This is a genomic window from Parahalioglobus pacificus (genome assembly GCF_014652275.1).
GTDB lineage: Bacteria > Pseudomonadota > Gammaproteobacteria > Pseudomonadales > Halieaceae > Parahalioglobus > Parahalioglobus pacificus.
Map to the genome: position 1 here is coordinate 23,101 of NZ_BMYM01000005.1, position 14,586 is coordinate 37,686.

16 protein-coding genes are annotated in these 14,586 nt (G+C 56.1%); 6 read left to right on the top strand and 10 right to left on the bottom strand.

Features of this window, described 5'->3' with window-relative positions:
• The first annotated feature begins 214 nt into the window (after positions 1-214).
• From IE089_RS15305 to IE089_RS15320, 4 genes are read left to right on the top strand one after another with little or no spacing between them, the layout of a single operon-like run.
• A complete protein-coding gene (locus IE089_RS15305; protein WP_189478728.1) occupies positions 215-1,309 on the top strand; it encodes a glycosyltransferase family 4 protein in 1,095 nt (364 codons plus the stop codon).
• Entirely contained in the window at positions 1,306-2,118 is an 813-nt protein-coding gene (locus IE089_RS15310; protein ID WP_189478729.1) for a glycosyltransferase, read from the top strand. The genes IE089_RS15305 and IE089_RS15310 overlap by 4 nt, the downstream gene beginning before the upstream one ends.
• Positions 2,119-2,151: 33 nt before the next feature.
• A complete protein-coding gene (gene xseB / locus IE089_RS15315; protein ID WP_189478730.1) occupies positions 2,152-2,334 on the top strand; it encodes an exodeoxyribonuclease VII small subunit in 183 nt (60 codons plus the stop codon).
• An 11-nt stretch (positions 2,335-2,345) separates the two neighbouring features.
• Entirely contained in the window at positions 2,346-3,209 is an 864-nt protein-coding gene (locus IE089_RS15320) for a polyprenyl synthetase family protein (RefSeq protein ID WP_373294741.1), read from the top strand.
• Between the two features lie 3 nt (positions 3,210-3,212).
• On the opposite strand, the gene IE089_RS15325 is transcribed toward IE089_RS15320, so the two are convergent.
• From IE089_RS15325 to glyA, 10 genes are all read right to left on the bottom strand, one after another.
• Positions 3,213-3,722, bottom strand: a complete 510-nt coding sequence (locus IE089_RS15325; RefSeq protein ID WP_189478732.1) for a retropepsin-like aspartic protease family protein — start codon at positions 3,720-3,722, stop codon at positions 3,213-3,215.
• 143 nt (positions 3,723-3,865) lie between these two features.
• Positions 3,866-4,381: a phosphatidylglycerophosphatase A family protein gene (locus IE089_RS15330; RefSeq protein ID WP_189478733.1), complete on the bottom strand. Its 516-nt coding sequence runs from the start codon at positions 4,379-4,381 to the stop codon at positions 3,866-3,868.
• Positions 4,382-4,613: 232 nt separating this feature from the next.
• Complete coding sequence (gene thiL, locus IE089_RS15335) at positions 4,614-5,534, bottom strand: thiamine-phosphate kinase (protein WP_189478734.1); 921 nt, start codon at positions 5,532-5,534, stop codon at positions 4,614-4,616.
• Complete coding sequence (gene nusB / locus IE089_RS15340; RefSeq protein WP_189478735.1) at positions 5,534-5,986, bottom strand: transcription antitermination factor NusB; 453 nt, start codon at positions 5,984-5,986, stop codon at positions 5,534-5,536. Before nusB ends, thiL begins: the two co-directional genes overlap by 1 nt.
• Positions 5,987-6,460: a 6,7-dimethyl-8-ribityllumazine synthase gene (ribH, locus tag IE089_RS15345; RefSeq protein ID WP_189478736.1), complete on the bottom strand. Its 474-nt coding sequence runs from the start codon at positions 6,458-6,460 to the stop codon at positions 5,987-5,989. It abuts the gene before it with no gap.
• 9 nt (positions 6,461-6,469) lie between these two features.
• Positions 6,470-7,573 carry a 3,4-dihydroxy-2-butanone-4-phosphate synthase gene (gene ribB / locus IE089_RS15350; protein ID WP_189478737.1) on the bottom strand — a complete coding sequence of 368 codons (1,104 nt, stop codon included), beginning with the start codon at positions 7,571-7,573 and terminating at the stop codon, positions 6,470-6,472.
• Between the two features lie 14 nt (positions 7,574-7,587).
• On the bottom strand, positions 7,588-8,253 hold the full coding sequence (locus IE089_RS15355; protein WP_189478738.1) for a riboflavin synthase: 666 nt from the start codon (positions 8,251-8,253) through the stop codon (positions 7,588-7,590).
• Positions 8,254-8,308: 55 nt separating this feature from the next.
• Positions 8,309-9,424, bottom strand: coding sequence for a bifunctional diaminohydroxyphosphoribosylaminopyrimidine deaminase/5-amino-6-(5-phosphoribosylamino)uracil reductase RibD (ribD, locus tag IE089_RS15360; RefSeq protein ID WP_189478739.1), 1,116 nt, complete (start codon positions 9,422-9,424; stop codon positions 8,309-8,311).
• 12 nt (positions 9,425-9,436) lie between these two features.
• Positions 9,437-9,916 (bottom strand): transcriptional regulator NrdR, encoded by a 480-nt coding sequence (gene nrdR / locus IE089_RS15365; RefSeq protein WP_189478740.1) that lies wholly within the window; start codon positions 9,914-9,916, stop codon positions 9,437-9,439.
• Positions 9,917-9,979: 63 nt separating this feature from the next.
• Entirely contained in the window at positions 9,980-11,245 is a 1,266-nt protein-coding gene (gene glyA, locus IE089_RS15370; RefSeq protein WP_308428854.1) for a serine hydroxymethyltransferase, read from the bottom strand.
• Positions 11,246-11,433: 188 nt separating this feature from the next.
• On the opposite strand from glyA, the gene IE089_RS15375 reads away from it, so the two are divergent.
• Both IE089_RS15375 and ettA read left to right on the top strand, forming a co-directional pair.
• The gene (locus IE089_RS15375; RefSeq protein WP_189478741.1) at positions 11,434-12,780 is read left to right on the top strand and encodes a UDP-glucose dehydrogenase family protein; all 1,347 of its coding nucleotides are present in this window, start codon (positions 11,434-11,436) and stop codon (positions 12,778-12,780) included.
• A gap of 87 nt (positions 12,781-12,867) precedes the next feature.
• Positions 12,868-14,532 carry an energy-dependent translational throttle protein EttA gene (ettA, locus tag IE089_RS15380; RefSeq protein WP_189478742.1) on the top strand — a complete coding sequence of 555 codons (1,665 nt, stop codon included), beginning with the start codon at positions 12,868-12,870 and terminating at the stop codon, positions 14,530-14,532.
• The last annotated feature ends 54 nt before the right edge of the window (positions 14,533-14,586 follow it).

Genomic DNA, 14,586 nt, shown 5'->3' on the forward strand with positions numbered 1-14,586 from the left:
CAACTAAATAAGAATCATGCAAGGGGTAGACCTTACGGGTAAGTTGAATTGACATGCAAACCCGCAGCGAGGGGAGAAGCCGCTGGTGGAGCCATCTAGCTAGCGATAAACAGTTCTTCGGTAAGAAAATATTAGTCAGCGATTTACACTCAACGGTAAACTCAGGTAACAGCCTACGACAGTCCGCCTTGGCAAAACAGTTAGAAAACGACAATTGAGTAAGAAAGTATTATTTATAACACACGACTATGGCCCTCGAACCCTTGGTGGGGAAGGCGTGGTCGCAATGCAACTAACGCAGGAGCTATATGCGGCTGGCTATCACGTACAAGTCGTGTGCCCCCAGCAGGCCGACACGAAAGCTTTTGATAAATGCCAGCCATGCGCGATTAGCCGCGTATCAACTTACGGTAATGATTTCGTTCGCAGAACAATATCCTTCTGGCTGTCTTGTCGAAAGAGCATTCAGGCTTTCGACGGCGACATCATCTATTACCTGCGACCAGCTCCGTTCAGGCACGGTTGCTTAACCATCTATCATTACCATCTCCTAAGGAAGAGCTTGGCCAAGGCATGTTTTAGACAGGGAAAATACTTCACAGGGGCAGTGAACCTAGTGTTCTCGATTTTCGACGGTGTTTATTCAAGCAAGTCATCTGGGGTCGTAGTTCTCACTGAAACCATGAAGAGCGAACTTGTGAATTATTATGGCATCGCTTCCGAACATGTTTCGGTGTTATCCAACGAGATGGACCTGGACCAATGGCGCTTCTGCGCCTATGAAGCTGATCGAGCGAGACAGATTCTTTATGTGGGAAGGTTAGATGAAACCAAGGGCCCAATGGACCTCCTAAAAGCTTGTAGCCCAATTTTAAAAAGCCATCCCGAGTATACGCTGATTTTCGTAGGCCAAGGTGCTCTTGAACATCGACTCAAAACCGAAGCTCGAGCAAGCGATGTAGCAGCCCAAGTCCGATTTGCTGGCCAAGTGGAGAGGACGAAGCTTGTGGATTTTTATCACCAGTCTCAGCTTTTAGTGGTGCCGTCATACTATGAATCCTTCGGTATGGTCCTCGTAGAGGCTATGGCATCGGGCACACCGGTACTGTCCTCCGATGCCTGTATGAATCTTGGTCAACCCAGGTTCCCCTCGGGCGATGTAGGTCAATTGAGAAAAGCGATTGAAGACTTGATTGGCCATGACGCGAGGTTGAAATCCCTATCCTTCTCCTGTCGGGACGAGCTCGATGCAATACAACGGCAGCGTGCATCAACAGGCATCTCATCCATAATTGAAGAGCTGTCATGAACACACCGCCAGCTAACGCAGCAGCGGACACGGCAAAGCCCTTCATCTCCATCGTTCTGGCGACTTACAACGCGGAGGACTGCCTACCAGTATTTCTGGAGTCGTTGGCGCACCAGCGCTTCAACGACTATGAGCTTTTGATCGCCGACGGCAACTCATCTGATGCCACGACAGACATCATCAAAGCTCATGAATCTGATCACCTGCATTGGTTTGTTTCGGAGACTGACTCTGGTATCTACAGCGCGTGGAACAAAGCAACTGCGCACACCCGCGGAGAGTGGATTCTCTACCTTGGAGCAGATGATACATTCGGCGCATCAACCGCTTTAAGCGGTATTGCCGATGATTTGCGAGAGGTTTCTAACGCGAACATTGCACTGGCGTACACATCGGTGACTCTCCTAAATGCCCTCGGACAAGAAGAAAGAGTCTTGGGAGCCCCGTTCCCTGAAATTGAATGGCAACTTAACCATGGCATGCCGATCGACCTTCCACACTCGGGAATGTTCCACCGCGGCAGCGTCATGCGATCGACCACGGGCTTTAACGAATCACTCAAAATTGCCAGCGACTATGAGATGATACTGCGGCTGATAAGGCTGGGGGGTTATCAGATCAAATACTTAGGCGACAGAAGATTCCTCAAAAAAGGAACCGATGGGATTTCCGTCAGACGTGCCGATGTCGCAGTCTGGGAAACAATGAAAGTAAGGCAGGGCTTAGGACTGCGCGGGGTCACACCGGTTTGGATTGCCGTGTGGATTAGAGCGAAGCTTCGAAGGGTATTCCGCATTGCCCTGCATTGAGTCCCTGATAATTTAGAAGGCATCAGAATTGCGATGGATATAGAAAAGAACATCAAGAAACTTGAAGCGATATTGGAAAAGATGGAGAAGGAAACCGTCTCGATAGAGGAAAGCATGGCACTTTATACAGAGGCGGTGACGCTACTACGAACCACCCAAGACAGGCTATCCGAGATCGAGCAGAAAATTATCAACCTCGACGACGATAATGACTAACCGATACTCCAGTGCTACGAACGCACCGGGACAGTCCGCTACTTTTCTCCAGGTTAATTAAGCCAGGCCCAATGAGAAATACGGTAAACGACGCCATTTCGTACTCGATCGGTGCTGGAGGCAAGGGCATTCGTCGGCAACTTGCGAATGCTGCAACGAAAGCTGTAAATCCGGCATCGCATCCCATCATTAACAACATCGCAGATGCCTTGGAATGCATCCACACCTACTCGTTAATCCATGACGATCTACCCGCTATGGATGATGATGACATGCGCCGTGGCAAACCCAGCTGTCATGTGGTGTACGGGGAGGCCATAGCGATTCTCGCTGGGGATGCGCTGCAAGCAAAAGCGTTTGAGCTAATCGCAGACGCGCCAGAGCTGTCAGCAAACCAGAAAGTTCAGATGGTCAAAGTCCTGGCCAGTGCGGCGGGCGCTGAAGGTATGGTGGGTGGTCAGGCCATCGACATCGAATCCGAGGGTCAATCCCTCACACTGGATGAGTTGCGAGAGCTTCATGGATTGAAAACCGGGGCTCTGATCCGTGCGTCGGTCATCCTTGGGGGCATCGCAGCGGGCGCTAGCCAGCAGCAACTCGATGCGCTTGACCGCTTCGCGGACCAAATCGGCCTTGCCTTTCAGGTCGTTGATGACGCTCTTGATGTCGAGGGCAGCACAGAGGCACTGGGAAAAACACAAGGCAAGGACCAGGATGCCGACAAAGCGACCTACGTAAAGCTGCTTGGGCTTGAGGGCGCAAAGGCCGAGGCACAGAACCTGTTAGCGTCGGCGCTAGAAGCCCTCGAAAGCTTTGGTAGTCACGCCGATGAGTTACGAGAGCTTGCCCACTTCATCGTGTCGCGCGACCGCTGAACATCACCAATCGCGAGACAGTACGAGAACACCTTCCGATTCCTGCATCTGCACGTGCTGGAGGAAGCTCATCCCCAGCAATATGGTCGTGGGGTGACTTCCCTCAATAACCGCCGCCTGAACATTCTCAACAGCGATGCCGCCCACATCGACTCGCCTCAACGACACTGTCCAGGCTTCCACCTGGCCGCCAGCAGTCGTTACGAGACTTGGAACCCCGGACTTGTAGTCAACACCCAAAGCTTTTGCGTGGTCAGTATTCAATGCAATGGTATTGGCGCCGGTATCTACCAATACAGTGACCTGGCGGCCGTTCACGGTAGCGAGGGTTTTGTACTGAAACGCGGCATCGCGCCGTACAACCACTTCGCGCGTATCCGGTGCACTGAACGTACCGGTTATCCGCTGGCTCAAGCCAACACGCTGTCGATTGCCGTCGATCTCGATAACTGCCGCTTGAGCGGATGACTCAATTAATACGACGTCTCCCACACGGTCGCCGGCTTTAAGCATATGCCGGCTACCATCGATCGAGAGAACGGCCGCATTTGGTAGAAGTGCTTCTACGACCACCTCACTAGCTAACGCCACCCAGGGAAGAGAGAGACAGATAACAACAGTAGCCCGCAAACACTGGCGGTAGCATAAATACCGCTTCAACTGAGCACGCTCACCGAAATATGCAGGCAGAGACAGGCCATAACGCCCGCCACAACATCGTCGATCATTATGCCCAAGCCCCCGTCAACGTGCTCGTCAAGCCAGCTGATCGGCCAGGGTTTAAGAATATCGAAAACTCTAAATGCGACGAACCCGGCGATGATCCACGGCAATGAGACTGGCACTGCCCATAGAGCAATCCACAACCCAACAAATTCATCCCACACAATACCGGGATGGTCGTGCACGCCCAGTTGTTTACTGGCCGCATCACAAATGTAGATACCGGCCAATAAGAGTAGGAGAACGGCGACGCTGTACTGCCACAACGGTAGCTGAGCAAGCAGCAAATAAAGCGGAATGGCTGCGAGAGTGCCTGCGGTCCCCGGCGCTTTCGGCGACAAACCGCTTCCCATACCAAACGCAAGAAACTGCACGCCGCTTTTGAATGGCTGGGGAGCAGCATTCACTTCAGCATCGGGTTCACCGGTGGATGGCGGGATTTCGTTCATGTTGGCCAAAGCTTGTATCTTTCTGTCCAGTCTACGCGTGGTCAGTGATACTCGCCAGAGTCAGCCCAATGCCGTGAGGCGCCGCACGCTCTCATTCAGCTGTGACCATTCCATAGCTCCCACGATGAGGGTGCGCGTAGCGAATGCCAAGTCACGCCGGAATATACGGGAGCGGTGGATGTCGACAGTTAGAGGAGGCTCTGGAGGAGGAGACGCCGGCAGGTCGGCGCTATCAAAAGTGTTGAAAGCCCGCTGTTTCAGAGGCCTCAAAATCGCCAGTCACCCCCTGCCCTGTTCTCACACAACCAATTACGGAAGTCCCGGCTGGTAGAGACACACCTGCGGGCAGGGTGAAAAGCAGCTCATAATCGTCGCCGCCTGTCAGTGCCCATCTAAGCTGCTGATCGATGTCCGGCAGGGATTGTAAAGCGGGCGAGCGCGGCAATAGCGTGCTATCAATCTCAAACGCAACGCCGCTGGCCGCTGCCAAGTGCTGCGCGTCTGCCAGCAAACCGTCAGACACGTCGATACAGGCTGTCGCCTTGTCCACAAGCGCCATACCCAACGCGAGCCGTGGCTGAGGTCTGAGAAAACGCGTCTCTAAATAATCAGCAGCATCTTCACTACCTGACCATCGCCCTGTCTGCACCGCAAGACCGGCGGCGGCGTCGCCCAGAGTACCCGAGACACACAACTGGTCACCGGGTACCGCGCCAGATCGCAGTAAAGCGGTTCCGGCAACCACGCCGCCCAGCACCTGCACCGTCACGGTAAGCGGACCGCGGGTCGTATCGCCACCAACAAGGGGAAGACTGAGCTCTCGAGCCGCTCGGGCAACCCCCTCACTAAAGGTATGCAGCCACAAGTCTTCTGGCTCTGGCAGCGTTAGTGCAAGCGTCATGCCTAGCGGGCGCGCACCCATGGCCGCAAGGTCGCTCGCGGCCGTTGCAACGGCACGGAAGCCTATGTCTTCAGGAAAAGCGCTCTCTAGAAAGTGCCTGCCCTCTACCAGAGTATCGACCGACGTAACGAGTTGCTCACCAGGGCGCAAGTCGATCAGGGCAGCATCATCACCGACACCAAGTGCGACAGCATCACCACGACCATGGGAAGAAAAGTACCGATAGATGAGCTCAAATTCGCCCAGCGCCATCAGTGACTCGCGGTAACTTCGGTCTCGCGCAATTGCCGTGCGACACGGTCGAGCACGCCGTTGATGTACTTATGACTATCGGTAGCACCGAATTTCTTCGCCAGTGCCACGGACTCGTTGATCACGACCTTATAGGGAACGTCGATACGGTCACGTAGTTCAAACGTGCCCATACGTAAGAGGGTGCGTTCAATAGGATCCAGTTCTTCCAGCTGACGATCAAGCAGAGGTTGGAACGCAGTCTCCAGTTCATCCACCACCGCTGGCACACCATGGAGAAGCGCCTGAAAATACTCGAGATCGACGTGCGCAAAATCGTACTCAGTACGGAATTGCGCCTCGATATCATTCAGCGCTGCATTTGCCATGTACCATTGATACAACGCTTGCATGCCGTAGTGCCTGGCCTTGCGACGTTCGGCAGCCAGGGTGTTATGCGGCTTACTGGTCATTTAATCGAGCTTGCTCAGCAGACTAACCATCTCCAGGGCAGAGAGCGCTGCCTCTGCACCCTTGTTGCCCGCTTTGGTACCCGAGCGCTCTACCGCCTGCTCGATGGTATCCACGGTGAGCACGCCGAACGACACGGGGATGCCATATTCCAGCGACACCTGGGCCATGCCCTTGGTGCATTCGCCGGCAACATGCTCGAAATGGGGTGTGCCACCGCGAATCACGGCGCCAAGCGCGATGATCGCATCATACTTTTTCTGGACGGCAAGTTGGCGGCACACCAGCGGAATCTCAAAGGCACCTGGTGCGCGCACAATCGTAATCTGTTTGTCGTTAACACCGTGGCGACGCAGTGCATCCAGCGCACCCTCCAGCAGGTGTTCTACGACAAAGCTGTTCCAGCGCCCTACAACAATTGCGTAACTACCCTTACCGCTGGTGAAGTCACCTTCTACTGTTTTGATGTCAGCCATTTTTTGTCCTCAAGGAGTGACGTAGTCCTCGACTTCTAGCCCAAAGCCGGAAATCGCATTGTACTTGATCGGTGCGCCCATCAGGTGAATCTTGCCCACCCCCAGATCGCGCAAAATTTGTGAGCCCAGGCCCACTGTGGTGTAGGCATCACCAGACTGGGCTGCCCCAATTGTTTGCTCACCCAGTGCCATGTCGATACTGCCCAGAAGCTGGTCGGCACTCTCTGCCCGGGAGAGTAAAACCACAACGCCCTTGCCCGCCTCAGCAACCCGCAGCAAACACTTGTCGAGGCTCCAGGAGGGGCGATCAGCCAACTCGTTCCTCACAAGGTCGCGCATTGCGGAGGCCACGTGCACCCGGACCAATGTGGGCTCGTCAGCTGTAATCTCCCCCATCGCCAGGGCGAGGTGAACCTGACCGTCAGTCTGATCACTGTAAGCGCGCAGCTCGAAGTGGCCGTAGCGAGTGTCTACTCCCCCCTCACGCAATACTTTGATGGTTCTTTCATTCGCCAGACGGAAGTGGATAAGGTCTGCGATTGTGCCCACCTTCAGACCGTGTTCCTGGGCGAAAGCCGCCAGCGCAGGGCCATCCGCCAGCACGCCTTCGGGGGTGAGAATGTCCGCAATCACGGCAGCCGGGGTTAAACCCGCCAAGCGCGCATAATCATTGGCCGCCTCAGTATGGCCGGCACGCACCAGCACACCACCGGGTACCACCTCTAGCGGGAAAATATGCCCGGGCTGAACGATGTCCGCCGGCTTGGCATGCGGAGCAACTGCCGCTTGAACGGTCAGCGCGCGATCCGCTGCTGAAATACCGGTATCGATGCCCTCAGTAGCTTCGATAGACAAAGTAAAATTGGACTTTTCGCCAATAGCGCCTTCAACCATCGGAGGCAGATTCAGTTGACGACAACGCTCTTCGGTCAGTGTTAGGCACACCAGACCTCGGGCTTGACGCGCCATGAAATTGACATGGTGAGCATCGCAATGCTCCGCGGCTACCATCACCACACCTTCATTGTTGCTGTCGGCATCATCATCAAGCAGCACAATCATGCGACCCTGGCGTACATCGCTGATCAACTCGTCGACACTGTTAACTTGCATCAGGCGTCACTCCTTCAGTGGTCGGCCGGGGACAGATAGCCATTGTCTGCCAATGTTTGCAGGGAGAGTCCATCGCCGGCTGCAGCGCCGGAACCCAACACCAAACGCTCCAGATAACGCGCGATCACATCCACTTCCAGATTTACCCGACTGCCGGGGCGGTATTCACCAAACACCGTCTCAGCCATGGTTTGCGGAATGATGTTTAGATCGAACTCGGCACCATTGACCGCATTCACTGTGAGGCTGGTGCCATCAATACAAATGCTGCCTTTGTGAGCAATGTATTTTGCAAGCTCATCGGGTGCGCGCAGCACGAATCGCCACGAGCGCGCATCCTCTTGCAGCGAGACTATTTCGCCTACTCCATCCACGTGGCCGCTGACGATGTGACCACCCAGCCGGCTCTCGGGCGTCAATGCTTTCTCCAAGTTGACGCGCGACCCCTGGGAGAGCTGACTCAACGTAGTGAAGTTCAGGGTCTCTACTGAGACATCGGCCCAAAACCCATCCCCGGGTAAATCTGTGACGGTGAGGCACACGCCGTTGGTTGCAATACTGTCGCCCAGAGCGACATCTTCCAGCGGCAGCTTTCCGGTGTGAATTCGAAGGCGCAAATCGCCCCCGCGGGGCTCGAGCGCCGCGATCTCACCCACTGCCTGGATGATGCCTGTAAACATACTGGTGTCCTGTCCGATGCCTGTTTATGGCCTGTTTATGGCCTGTTCATGCCTGCTAGTGCTCTACTTGGGGGACCAGCGTAAAGCGCCAGTCCTGCCCAACCCGTCTTACGTCAACGGTGTCCAGATGGACGCGTTGCGACATGTCGTCCAACGGCAACATCATCAAAGGATTCGCTGCGCTGCCCATTAACACGGGGGCCATATAAACCAAGATTCTGTCTACCAGACCCTCCTGCAGCAGGGCGCCAGCTAGACGGGGGCCGGATTCTACCAGAATTTCGTTGTGCTGCCGTTCATTCAGCTCGGCAAATACCGCGTGCAAATCAAGGCCCTCTCCACCGAGAGGCACCGCGATACGTTCCACGGAGTCAGGGTAGTGTTTGGTGCAGGCGACATCAGCGCCATGGAACAGCAGTGTGGCGGCGCTGTCGTCATACACCTGTGCGGAGGCCGGTGTGATCAACCGGCTATCCAGAACCGCGCGCTGAGGCGGGCACCGCGTAGCCCTCTCAACCTCCGCGCCACTCAATGTCAGCTCATCCGCTCGCAGTGTGAGCCGGCAATCATCAGTGATCACTGAGCCACTGCCGGTCAAAATCACGCTGCTGGCCGCTCTCAACTGCTGAACATCTGCGCGCGCCGGCGCGCCAGTAATCCAGTGGCTTTCACCCGAGGCCATCGCGGTGCGACCGTCCAGTGAACTGGCTAACTTTACGGTGACCCGGCCTCTACCGCGCTCCATGCGCCATAAGAAGCCCGCCAGCATCTCACGTGCTTGATCGGCCATTAACCCGCAAGTGACCTGAACGCCCGCATCGGTCAAACGTGACAGGCCTTTCCCGGAAACCGCAGGGTTGGGATCCTCCAACCCCACTACAACGCGTGTGACACCCGCTTCGATCAGCGCTTCACTACAGGGCCCGGTGCGCCCATGGTGGGCACAGGGCTCTAAGGTCACATATGCAGTTGCACCCGAGGCATTCCCGGCGTCCTTCAGCGCTTCGACCTCTGCGTGGTTGCCGCCAGCGGGTTGAGTGAAACCCTCGCCGATAATCTCTCCGTCGCGCACAAGAACACAGCCCACGTGAGGGTTTGGTGCAGCCCAGAATTGGCCTTTATGCGCCACTTGCAGCGCCCGGGCCATCCAGCGGGAGTCTTCGACAGTCATGATAGGGGCAGCCTAGGAGGCGCTGCCATCCTCGCCGCCGGGGACCGCTTCCAAACTCTCGATAGCGTCACGAAACTCGGCGATATCCTGGAAGCTGCGGTAGACCGAGGCAAAGCGCACATAGGCCACCTGGTCCAGCTCCTTGAGATGCTCCATCACCAACTCACCCAACACGCGGGAATCCACCTCCCTCTCGCCAGTGGCGCGCAGTGCGTGCTTAATGTGCGTGATATCTGCCTCGATATCTTCCATGGATACCGGGCGCTTCTCGAGCGCCCGCAGGAAGCCGGCGCGGAGTTTGTCTTCATTAAATGGCTCGCGATTGCCGTTCTGCTTGATCACGCGAGGCATGACTAACTCGGCCACCTCATAGGTGGTATAACGCTCGCGGCAGTTGAGGCATTCGCGACGCCTGCGAACCTGATCGCCATCGGCTACAAGGCGGGAGTCAATGACCTTTGTGTCATCAGCGCCGCAGAATGGGCAGTGCATGAGCTTGGCTCTCTAACTGTAAGTGTTTGAAGATTAACACAAATCTTCAAAACAGTTGCGAAACTAGCCCCGATAAACGGGGAAGCGAGCACAGATCTCAAGCACCTTCTGCTTCACCTCATCGATCATTGGTTGAGCATTGCCAGCCTCGAGCGCCGCGAGCACGTCGCACATCCAGCCTGTCAGCTCTCTGGTCTCCGCCTCACCGAAGCCCCGGGTAGTAATTGCAGGCGTACCCACGCGCAAACCGGAGGTGATGAATGGCGATCGTGGATCGTTAGGCACAGCGTTCTTGTTCACGGTGATGTTGGCCTCGCCCAGTGCGGCATCCGCGTCTTTACCGGTGTACGGTTTGCCGATCAGATCAACCAGCATGAGATGGTTATCTGTTCCACCCGAAACAATCTTGATACCCCTATCCATAAACGTCTGCGCCATCGCCCTCGCGTTCGCGATCACCTGCTCCTGATAGGTCACAAAATCTGGCGATTGCGCTTCCCGAAAGCTGACAGCCTTAGCGGCAATGACATGCATCAAGGGACCGCCCTGACCACCGGGAAAAACCGCGGAGTTGAATTTCTTGTGCAATTCCTCGTTCTCGCGCGCGAGGATGATACCGCCACGTGGACCACGGAGTGTCTTATGCGTGGTTGAGGTGACAACGTCAGCATGAGGTACAGGGCTGGGGTAAACGCCGGCTGCTACGAGGCCCGCGACATGCGCCATGTCCACCAGCAGGTAGGCGCCGACCTTGTCCGCAATTTCACGGAAACGCGCCCAGTCCATCACTCGGCTATAGGCGGAGAATCCACCAATGATCATCTTGGGCTTATGCTCCAGGGCAAGTGCCTCAATCACGTCATAGTCGAGCTCACCCGTGTCGTGGTTGATCCCGTACTGCACCGCGTTGTAGTGCTTGCCTGAAAAATTGACGCCCGCACCGTGTGTCAAATGGCCTCCATCGGCCAAACTCATGCCCAAGATAGTGTCGCCGGGAGTGACCAGCGCCTGAAACACCGCGGAGTTAGCCTGGGAACCCGAGTGCGGCTGAACATTGGCATAAGCAGCACCAAACAGCGCTTTCGCTCGCTCTATCGCCAGTTCTTCCGCCTTGTCCACGTAATCGCAGCCACCGTAGTAGCGCTTGCCGGGGTATCCCTCGGCGTATTTATTCGTCAGCACCCCACCTTGAGCCTCCATCACACGGGGGCTGGCGTAGTTTTCAGAAGCAATAAGCTCAATATGCTCTTCTTGACGGCGTTCCTCGTCCTGAATGGCCGCAAAAAGCGCGTCGTCAAAGCCCTGAATCTTCATGTTGGTATCAAACATCGGTTCCCCCGGGGATGCTCAGTACAGGCGGCAGCGCCACCTCTTAGAAGGCGCGCATTCTAACCAAAAACCCGGTCCCGGATAAGGTTTTTAGCGCAGGATTGGGCCTTCTGTTTTGTTTCTGTCATATTTCCAACATATAGTGCCACCGCAAGCACCTACTCGAGCAGAACGGACGACTCGCAACGATGAAAATCAGCATTTTTGGCAGCGGCTATGTTGGCCTCGTTCAGGCGGCTATATTTGCCGATGTGGGGCACCGAGTTATCTGCATGGACGTGGATCAAGCCCGTGTCGAACGGCTACGCAACTGCGACATCCCGTTTTTTGAGCCGGGGCTGGCAGACATCGTTCGCGCAGCGCAAGCCAACGGCTTGCTGAGCTTCACTACCGATGCGCGCGAGGCGGTACAGGCCAGCGATTACCTGTTTATCTGTGTCGGCACGCCCTCCGCGGCTGACGGGTCAGCGGACATGTCATACGTCATGGACGTTGCTGACACGATCGCCAGGCTGATGAGCAGCCGCAAGGTCGTCGTGACCAAGTCTACCGTGCCAGTGGGTACGGCTGATGCGATCAAAGCGCACATTGCAGGCGCCCTTCAACGACAGGGTCGCAGCATTCCCTTCGCGGTAGCCTCGAACCCGGAATTCTTGAAAGAGGGCTCAGCGGTCAAAGACGCGCAAAGCCCGGATCGAATTATCGTGGGTGCCGAATCACCTGAAGTGATCGATGAGTTCAGGCATATGTATCAGGCCTTTAATCGCAACCACGAAAAACTCATGGCCATGGACCCGCGCAGTGCGGAAATGACCAAGTATGCGGCCAACGCAATGCTGGCCACCAAGATCAGCTTCATGAACGAAATGGCCAACATCGCGGAGTCTGTCGGAGCCGACGTGGAGCTTGTGCGGCGCGGCATGGGTTCTGATCCGCGTATCGGCTATCAGTTTATCTACCCCGGATGCGGCTATGGGGGTTCCTGCTTCCCCAAAGACGTGCGCGCCCTCAAACACCTGGCCACCGAGAATCAGCGCAGCGCCGCTATTTTGACGGCCGTGCACGACACCAACCAGCGGCAGAAAAACCGTTTGTCCGAGCTATTGATGGGCAGAATGGGTGCAGATTTAACGGGCAAAACGGTCGCGGTTTGGGGCTTGGCGTTTAAACCCAACACGGACGATATGCGCGAGGCGCCCAGCCGCTACCTGATGGAAGGGCTATGGTCCTGTGGCGGGAAGGTGCAAGCCTACGATCCCCAGGCCAACGCCGCCTGCGCTGACTTGTACGGGGAGCGGGAAGACCTTGAGCTCACCGACACTAAGGAGGCCGCGCTTGAAGGTGCCTCCGCACTGGTCATCTGCACCGAATGGAAAGCATTCTGGTCGCCGGATTTTGAGCACATCAAAGCCACATTGGCACAACCGTTGATCTTCGACGGGCGCAATCTGTATAACCCTGCGCACATGGAAGAGCTGGGCATTGAGTATTTTGGCATCGGCCGCGGGCGCTCCATCCAGCAGCCCGCCACGTAAGGGCAACCTAGATCGGCCTCACGGCCAACTCAGCAGCGCTATTCTTTGCTAAACTCTCGCGCCTACTTCAGCAAGGCGTGAACACTCATGGCGCAGTACGTGTACACCATGAACCGGGTCGGCAAAGTTGTGCCGCCCAAAAAGAAAATCCTCGAAGACATCTCCCTTTCGTTTTTCCCGGGTGCAAAAATTGGCGTCTTGGGCCTGAACGGAGCCGGCAAGTCCACCTTGCTGCGCATCATGGCGGGCATAGATACCGACATCTTGGGAGAAGCTCGCCCACAAGCGGGCATCAACATTGGCTATCTCCCCCAAGAGCCTCAGCTAGATCCTGACAAGGACGTGCGCGGCAACGTGGAGGAAGGCGCGCAGGAAGCTATCGATGCGCTCGCTGGCTTGGAAAAAGTCTATGCCGACTATGCTGAGCCCGACGCAGATTTTGACGCTCTAGCCAAGGAGCAGGCGCGTCTGGAAGACATCATTCAGGCCACCGATGCGCACAATCTGGACCATCGGCTTGAGGTCGCCGCAGACGCTCTCCGTTTGCCTCCTTGGGATGCGGACGTCACCACCTTATCTGGCGGTGAGCGCAGGCGCGTTGCGCTGTGCCGGCTCCTATTGTCGAACCCGGATATGCTGCTGCTGGACGAGCCCACCAACCACCTCGATGCTGAGAGTGTGGCATGGCTGGAGCGCTTCCTGCACGATTTCCCGGGCACCGTTGTTGCCATCACCCACGACCGTTACTTTCTGGACAATGCCGCGGGCTGGATTCTGGAATTGGATCGTGGTCGCGGCATTCCCTACGAGGGCAACTACTCCGACTGGCTGGACGCGAAAGAGCAGCGCCTGGAGCAGGAACAGCGCCAGGAGGCCTCGCACCAGAAAGCCATCAAAGCTGAGCTGGAGTGGGTGCGCCAAAACCCCAAGGGGCGACAGGCAAAGAGCAAGGCCAGACTGCAACGCTTTGAAGAATTACAGTCGCAAGAATTCCAAACACGTAACGAGACCAACGAGATCTACATACCACCCGGGCCTCGTCTGGGCGACAACGTAGTGGAAGTGTCACACCTGAAGAAAGCCTTCGATGATCGGCTTCTGTTCGACGACGTCAGCTTCACCGTTCCAAAAGGCAGCATCGTTGGCATCATCGGCGCCAACGGCATGGGAAAATCCACGCTGTTTAAAATCCTGATGGGGGCAGAGCAACCTGACGGCGGTGAGGTCAAACTGGGTGAAACAGTACAACTCGGTTACGTGGACCAGAGCCGCGATCATCTGGACGGCAGCAAAACCGTTTGGCAAGAAGTGTCGGATGAGCAGGACATCATTAAGATCGGCAACTACGAAGTGAACTCTCGCTCGTACGTGGGCCGTTTCAACTTCAAGGGGTCAGACCAGCAGAAGTTTGTTAAGGATCTTTCCGGTGGTGAGCGTAATCGGCTACACCTGGCAAAGCTGCTCAAGCAAGGCGCAAATGTACTGCTACTGGACGAGCCTACGAATGACCTGGATGTGGAGACTCTGCGCGCCCTCGAGGAAGCCTTGCTGGCATTCCCGGGATCCGCAATGGTCATTTCACACGACCGTTGGTTCCTAGACCGCATCGCGACTCACATTCTGGCTTACGAAGACGACGGCTCCGTGGTCTTTCACGAGGGCAACTTCAGCGACTATGAGGAAGACCGCAAAGCGCGGCTCGGCGCTGCAGCGGAGCAGCCTCACCGTGTGAAGTATCGAAAACTCAAGTAAGCCTGCCCGAGCCTCATCCACACCCTGCCCTGCCTCGCTTTCACTGCGATGCAG